The organism is Candidatus Dependentiae bacterium (assembly GCA_013821315.1).
Taxonomy (GTDB): domain Bacteria; phylum Babelota; class Babeliae; order Babelales; family Babelaceae; genus JACDHA01.
The window spans coordinates 22,496-29,837 of sequence record JACDHA010000019.1; the positions used below are offsets into that span (position 1 = coordinate 22,496).

Sequence of the window (7,342 nt, forward strand, 5' to 3'; positions counted from 1 at the left end):
GCTACAAGATAGTGAATATTAGCTATCCAATTTTTTAATAATATTTCCAGCAGACACCCAGGTAAGCACTTGAGCTTCAGGCCATAATTGATTTGCATTGCCGCCATATACTACAAAGCTTTTAGAAAAAGAAGTAATATTTTTCAAGTATTTCAGCTGATCAAAGTGATATTGCTTACATATATCTGAAAGTATAAAAGATTCTACTAAGTTTCCTCACAAATTTTGAATATATGAAAGCAGCGTAGGCGCATGCTGAATTTCATCTAAAATCATACCTGACTCAGTAGGATATTCTTGAAGAAAAAGCCTTGGATCTGTATTTGCAAGATTACGCCTATCTAAATCTTCAAGTGAAATGTACCGATGGTTTGGAAACACACTCTGTACTAAAGTAGTTTTACCTGATTGCCGAGGGCCTAATACAGTAACAACAGGAAATTGTGCTGCTGCTTCTTTGAGAGATTCAGTTAACTGTCGAGCTATCATTTAATGCCTCTAGTGAGCTTTTTTAATATTTTCTGACAAATGGGGAATTCAATTCCCCATTTGTCAGAAAATAGAGATTTCAGCTTTTTAACAAGAAATTGCAATAAGTGTTTTGTCAATTACAAGCGTATTTGAGCATGCTTTAGTCTTGGAGCGCCCAATTAAGTTGCTCAAACTTAGAAGTTTTAGAAGAAAATGTAACAAGTATATCATCACAGGCCATGCCATTATTGGCTTTAACTACTTGTAACACGTAAATTGAACACTGACGTTTATTGAGATAGTCTTGCACTCTGCTTGTATGTTCTTGGTACTCAAGACCCAGTGAATAGCCCTTATAAGTCAACCAAGCATCTGCCAATTCAATATCTGATAACGGCCTTAGTATTAATAAAAAATCTGAGCTAGAAAGATGAGCAAGAGTATCTAACTCTTGTTGGGTATTTTTAATATGCACTAAAGCAGGAGCTTGGCAAAGTACTATTACTGGATTATTAAACTGGAGTTGTTTAAGCTTTTTTGCCTGATTCATACGCCAAGTATTAAGCTGTTTATCAGTAGCTACTACAAATTCTAAGTCTGACGGCAATGGCCATTGCTCTAAACTATCTATAACTATAACTGAACGTGCTGCACCCGTTTGTGCTTTAAGCTTACCTACTTGTGTTAAAATAACCTCTGCTGTTATCAAAGGGCATGTTTGCAAATCAAGTATAGTTATTCGTTCACCTAATGTTTTTAAAAGCTTAGCTGATGCTTCTAGCTGATGCTGCTCTTCTTGCGTAAAGTAGACACCCGATTTTGCCTGTTTATCACTGCCAAACAAGAGAGTAGTTAAGCTTATACCTGCTAAATAGCAACGCATCGCATATATAACTTCCTGAGTTGTCATTTCAAAGGTTACATAGACCAGACATGCTTCAGGATTGTGTATAAGAATATCGAGAGCATTTTGTATGCCAAGTCCTGTTTTATGTAGAGCAGGTGAGGCAGCTATTACTATAAGATTACGCATACCCGATAAGTAGTCATCAAGCAGGGGTAGTGACCGCTGCGGCAACCCAATAAATTCTTTACCACGATATGATAAGAGTATAGATTCATGCTCATCAAGTAATTTGCTTAGTCTGGGTACTTGAAGTATAGGATCAAATTCTACAGGTCTTGTTAGCTTTTCTGCTTCTTTAAGTATATAAGCATCAATAACTTCTGGTGAACCTTGGTGTGCTAACTGAAGTAGTTGTTGAACACGTTTTTGCTGCTCTTGTTTTTGTATAAAATTTTTACTGTGCTCATGCAAATTTTCCAGTGTTCTACCAGTTTCATAAGCAAGCTCTTGCCAGAGAAAGTCTAGATCAGCTTTACGTGCTTTATTAGTAATGGTACCAATAAAAGCTAGGGCTTCATCAATAAGAGCCACTAACTCAGCATCAGTCCATTGAGCCTCTTTTTTATGGCGAGATACCATACATTGCGCTTTATAGCGTAGCGCATGGATACGCAGAGCAATTAACTCTTGAAATGCACCTGAACCATAGATACTACAAAATTCATCTGGATCTTTTGCTCCACCTAAATAATGCGGCGGCATAACAAAAAGCTGCATATCAGTATTTATCAACTTATCTATATCATGCTCGGTCGCTTTACAGCCAGCTTCATCATTATCATAACACAGTGTAATTGACTGAGGGTTACGGTGCACCAAAGCTTGCATCTGCTCTTGAGAAATCCCCGCACTAGCTGTTGCTAGAGCATTGGTTATACTATGAGCCTTGAGTGCAAGGACATCAAAAAACCCTTCTACAATAATAATAGAATTACCTGTAAGCCATTGCCAACCAAAAGGCACAGCTTTGCTACCACCCTTTTCTGAGCTCATGAGCAAATATTTTTTACCCTCAGTATCACCAATAATGTGGCGAGCCCAAAAATTAATAATAATGCCTGCTAAATCTCGCCACGGATATACTATGCGCTCGTGCCAATCAGACCGGTAGATACCAGAATTAAGTATATCACTAGCAAGGTAACCCTTCTGCTCAAGTTGCTCTTTGATATACTCAGCACCTCTATAATAGCCAAACTCGTACTCAGACAACTGTTCTTGAGTCCAACCACGTTGCTCAAGGTACTCACGTGCCAGAGCTGCTTCGTCAGATAGCAAGCTCTCTTTAGTTAAAGCTAAAAAGTCTTGTAACAGTTTTTGCCGGCTATTTTGTACTAGAGGAACACGGACCTCTTCAGTATAATTTGGCTTTATAAACTCTACTCCAGCAATTTGGCATAATTTTTTAACTACTTGCACAAACTCCCGTCCACGGGGCACTCTACCGTCATTGATATACGCTGTTAAACTTACAAAATACCCACAACTATTTTTACGGTTACAGGAAAGAATTTCGCTGTTTTTATATAAAAAAGCTTCATGTTTTTTGCATTGAGGACAATCAGCAGTATAATGGTCACCCTTATCAACCAAATTAAGGTCATTAAAGACAAGCTTTTTATCAAGATACGGAAGCACAGCAGTTTGGTAAAATTGAAGTAAATTCACCGGGCATTTTCGCTTTTTTATGAGTCTTATGCTGTTTTTAAATATCCTAATACTAATCCAAATTACCTAAATAGACAAGATGTCACTAGTTTGATACAAATGCAGATATGACTATACACTATTATTTCAAATTTAAGAACTAAGACCAATTTACAAAAATTAAAAAGTCATTATAGTTAAATAGTAATTCTCTTTAATCTATTAATCCTCTTTACAGTTGGTAAAAAATGTCCGAAAATGCTTTTTTTAACAGACTTTGCCTACCGTTTTTTCTGCTTATGGGTAGTATATTGCCAGAGAATAGACTATGTGGCGCATTTACTAAAATAAACTTTTTTACTAATGACACACAACATATTTATTTATTTTCTGACGACCATAGTATACAAGAACCCCACGTTAACCAAGAGCAACTAAAGGCAGTTAAAGCACTATTAGACAAATATGAAACTAGCCCTACTATGAAATGCCTTATACTGGCTGAAATTCCTGCAACATGCGGACTTGGTTCATTATCTAATAGGTACACTATTTTAGCTGCCCTACCGTTTATTTTTAATTCTCTTAAGCTAAACAACACAACGCTTAAAAACTATGAAATACGTACCACTACTATACCTGTCATTCATCTTATACAACGAGCTGATAAGAATTTGCCTATTGACAACCTAACTTATTATACTCAAAATATCATTCTTACAAGCAATAACATAACATTTAATGACATTATTACAGAATATACTACTTGGTTTACCGCCATTACAGCTTTAAAAAATAGCCATCCTGCTAAAACAACAGCCCTATTTGATGAAAAATTAGAAGATAGCAAAGAATTTTTTGAGCAATTTAACAGTTTTTTACATGACAATAATATCAATGAATCTACTCTGGTAATTAATGCAATAGACCAACTAGCACACCGTGTATACGAGCAAGGACCCAATGCTTTTTATAGACTCGAATATCTACTACATGATATGATCAATCCATTACTTGATCTTTGGTTTTTTCATCACTTGATAAATGCGCGAGACTATAATTCACTTATAGTAATGGCTGGAGGCTATCATGCGACTGTTTTAACTGCACTACTCTTTCGTGCTGGATATTGTTATAAAGGTGCATATAACGCCAAAGATTGCTATCTTAAAGAATCGGAATTTGACCTAAATACATTACTACCAAGCTCCCTACTAAAATCAGTGCAAACTGCTATCTTAAAGCATCTAAGCTTCATTTAGACGCATTGCTGCGAAATTTCTGAAAAAATCATTGCTAACTGAATATTTGTTATTGTATTATTAAAATGCAGTCTCTTTACATATGGATAACAAATTAAGGATGTACAATGAATACATTACATTTATTTTTAGGCGCAGCTTTACTCAATATTTTTAATAATGCTTTTGCACAAAAATTAGAACTCATTAATAACTATGGTAAAGATGTAAGAGTTATTATCTATCATAATAACGGCGATAGCCCACAGGACTTTGATTTGCCAACTTATCAAAGTGCCCCTCTACCTATAGGTGTAGGAACTCTAGCAACTATAGACCATATTGATATTTCGACCTACACTAAAGCAAGATATGGTAATTTAGCTAATATAAGCAAATATACTATTCAGACGCTCGACCTTGCAGAAACTAAAAAGCTAGCCCAACAAAATCCAGGTCGTACTATTACGCTCTCTATTAGCGGCTCAGGGTGGCTAGGCGGCAGCTGGACAACTACTCCTTCATTGAGCACAAGTGCATCGAAGGGCACAGCAACAGAAACCACTAAGAAACCAAGCACCCCAATGAGCCCGTTAGCTACAACGTTAACACAAACTTTCCCTCTAGCAGTGGATCAAGCACAATCAGGAAACCCTGTATATGCTGCAGCTATATTTGGCCTAAAACCTGGGCAAACAATTGAAAAAAATGAATTAAGAAAAATATATTACGACCTTATAAGAAAATACCATCCAGATAAAAACCCCTTAGGCAGTGATTTAAGTAAAGTTATTACTACCGCTTATAGCGCTATCATCGAAAAAGGTTTAAATTTAGATGCGCTCTATCCCAGCAATGACTTCAACCAATTTATATCCAACACTAATCCCAGTGCTCGCAAAAGTTAAATAGATACAACATACCAAAGAGAGATCTCTTGGCCTTTCTTTGGTATGTTAGGTAAATTCTTACTCAATTATATTAAAAGCTTGCTATACAATTGTGCATGCACTTGAATGAGACAGTGATTGAGGGCCTTTTTCTAGTTTTTTCAATAAACTTTTTATAAAATCACTGTGCTTATCGCTTTTAGTGAGAGCTATTTCAAGAGGCGTTATACCGGCTTTATTTTTTTTACACAAAATATCAGCACTACCAGTAATACTTAAAATAAATTCTATAACTTTTTTACTCGTGCACTCAAAAGCTTTGTGTAGTAGCGTGTTGCCTAGTTTATCACAAGTAGTTAAACTAAAAGCTTGCTTTAAAAGCTGTTTTACAACAAAGGGATCATCTTGCATTACAGCAGTAAAAAGCTGTTGCAACTTTAAATTAAGAAACATGTCTACATTTTTATTAGCGCAAAAACCTTGTTTAAGGAGAGTAATAACTTGTTTTAAATCAGCATTACTTACAGCGTTATTAAGCACAGCTTGATTAGAAAATGCTTTTATAACACTTGGATGATTAATTAACTCTTCAGAAATAGGAGAACCACTAACAATCAAAAGCTCAACAATCCGTGAAAAATTATAGTGTACGGCTAAGGCGAGAGGTGTTTTTCCCTCGTTATCACAAAGAGCAACATCAGCGCCGTGGTCAAGTAATAATTTCACTAATTTAAACTGATTTTCTCCTGTTACCATAGTAGGAAGTAAACATAGATGGAGCGGTGTTCTACGGACTAATGTAGTTACATTAACTTTTGCACCATATTTAACAAGAGCTTTTGCGCCTGCTAGATTGAGAGCTCTACAAGTATAATGAAGCGGAGTAACACCATGCACACTAGCGGTATTAAGATTGCGAGTCTTTTTAATCAAAATCTTAAAAAGAGCGTGTGGCCCATTACTAAGAGCACAATCGTGAAGAGGTGTAAACCCTTTATCATCTTGTCTATCAGCTTGGGCACCATGCTCAAGCAAAAGCTTTGCCAACTCTGCATTATGGGCTCTTACTGCTCTATGAAGAGACGTAATTTTTCCTGCATGTTGAGTATTTGGATCACCACCATGCTCTAAAAGAAGAGCCGTTAGCTGTATATTACCCTTTTTAACCGCATAATATAAGGGCATTTTCTCTAACTTATCGTGGGGAATATCTTTACCAGTACAATCTACTTTATGATTAACAATAATATCTTGAACAAGCAAAAAATCACCTGTTTTAATAGCTTTAAGCAATTGCTCATAAAGAGGCTGCATACAGAACGTTAAACGAGTAAAAGAAAGCAAAACAATAAAAACTAACCATCTATTAGAGTTAGATACTTTGGCTATATAATTAAGACACCAGAACCAGGGGCTTGAGGCCTCTTTTAAATAGAAAATAAACTGTTTTTTCATATAAGCCTGCCTAGAATTAATTTTATTATTTTTGCATATAATTTAATAAAATTATAACATATTTAATAAAATAGTAAAATTAAGTAGAACTCGAGCCTACAAGTGCTTTATACTAATGTTATGGTTACGTCTGACTTTTCTTGCTTTTAATGCTTATAAAAATTTGGAGATTATAAAGCCGATGATTGGGAATGATTTTTATGCACTATCGAAGTAGAAGAATTGTTATACAAATTCGATAACAATTTTATCAAATTTTCTTTATTGGCCACTTCTTGAACTGTATTTTCTGGTAAGGCTTGAGCATAATTAAGGGGTGTTTTCCCATTGGCATCTTTATTAAGAGCATTAGCCTTATGGTCAAGTAAAATTTGTACTGTTTCTAGGTTTCCTTGCGCAGCTGCCCAATGCAGTGTGGTACACTGATCTTTGGTAAGAGCATTAACCGGAGCACCCTTTTTAAGAAGTAAACGCAGTATTGCTGGTTTATCCCAAGCATAATGAATGGGAGCATCACCCGAGCTATTAAAAATATTTACCTGTGCGCCAGCATTGAGAAGTAGTTCTACTATCTCATAGTTTTCTTTAAATACAGCACAATGTAAAGGCGTATCTTGAAAACCATCTTGAGCATTTACATAAGCTTCATTTTTAATAAAGTCTTTGACTAATGAAATATTGTTTTCTTTTGCTGCTCTATGCAATGGAGTTGTATAAAATATATCATGACT

At 35.6% G+C, this 7,342-nt stretch carries 6 protein-coding genes; 2 read left to right on the plus strand and 4 right to left on the minus strand.

The window, feature by feature from the left end:
* Positions 1–216: 216 nt before the first annotated feature.
* The gene (locus H0X48_05030) at positions 217–489 is read right to left on the minus strand and encodes an AAA family ATPase (protein ID MBA3954653.1); all 273 of its coding nucleotides are present in this window, start codon (positions 487–489) and stop codon (positions 217–219) included.
* A 142-nt stretch (positions 490–631) separates the two neighbouring features.
* Entirely contained in the window at positions 632–3,046 is a 2,415-nt protein-coding gene (locus H0X48_05035) for a toprim domain-containing protein (protein MBA3954654.1), read from the minus strand.
* Positions 3,047–3,273: 227 nt separating this feature from the next.
* Here H0X48_05035 and H0X48_05040 point away from each other — a divergent pair, with 227 nt between their 5' ends.
* Entirely contained in the window at positions 3,274–4,287 is a 1,014-nt protein-coding gene (locus H0X48_05040) for a hypothetical protein (GenBank protein ID MBA3954655.1), read from the plus strand.
* A 107-nt stretch (positions 4,288–4,394) separates the two neighbouring features.
* Positions 4,395–5,174, plus strand: coding sequence for a J domain-containing protein (locus H0X48_05045; protein MBA3954656.1), 780 nt, complete (start codon positions 4,395–4,397; stop codon positions 5,172–5,174).
* 84 nt (positions 5,175–5,258) lie between these two features.
* Here the strand turns inward: H0X48_05045 and H0X48_05050 are convergent, their stop codons facing one another.
* Together H0X48_05050 and H0X48_05055 are read right to left on the minus strand one after the other, a co-directional pair.
* A complete protein-coding gene (locus tag H0X48_05050) occupies positions 5,259–6,611 on the minus strand; it encodes an ankyrin repeat domain-containing protein (GenBank protein MBA3954657.1) in 1,353 nt (450 codons plus the stop codon).
* Positions 6,612–6,781: 170 nt separating this feature from the next.
* Positions 6,782–7,342, minus strand: a 561-nt coding sequence (locus tag H0X48_05055) for an ankyrin repeat domain-containing protein (GenBank protein MBA3954658.1), incomplete at its 5' end; no start/stop codon positions are given.

What these genes read in the sequence shown, in the direction of transcription:
- H0X48_05040 (MBA3954655.1), top strand. Translation starts at nt 3,274, where the DNA reads ATGTCCGAAAATGCTTTTTTTAACAGACTTTGCCTACCGTTTTTTCTG.
- H0X48_05050 (MBA3954657.1), bottom strand. Translation starts at nt 6,611, where the DNA reads ATGAAAAAACAGTTTATTTTCTATTTAAAAGAGGCCTCAAGCCCCTGG.
- H0X48_05045 (MBA3954656.1), top strand. Translation starts at nt 4,395, where the DNA reads ATGAATACATTACATTTATTTTTAGGCGCAGCTTTACTCAATATTTTT.
- H0X48_05030 (MBA3954653.1), bottom strand. Translation starts at nt 489, where the DNA reads ATGATAGCTCGACAGTTAACTGAATCTCTCAAAGAAGCAGCAGCACAA.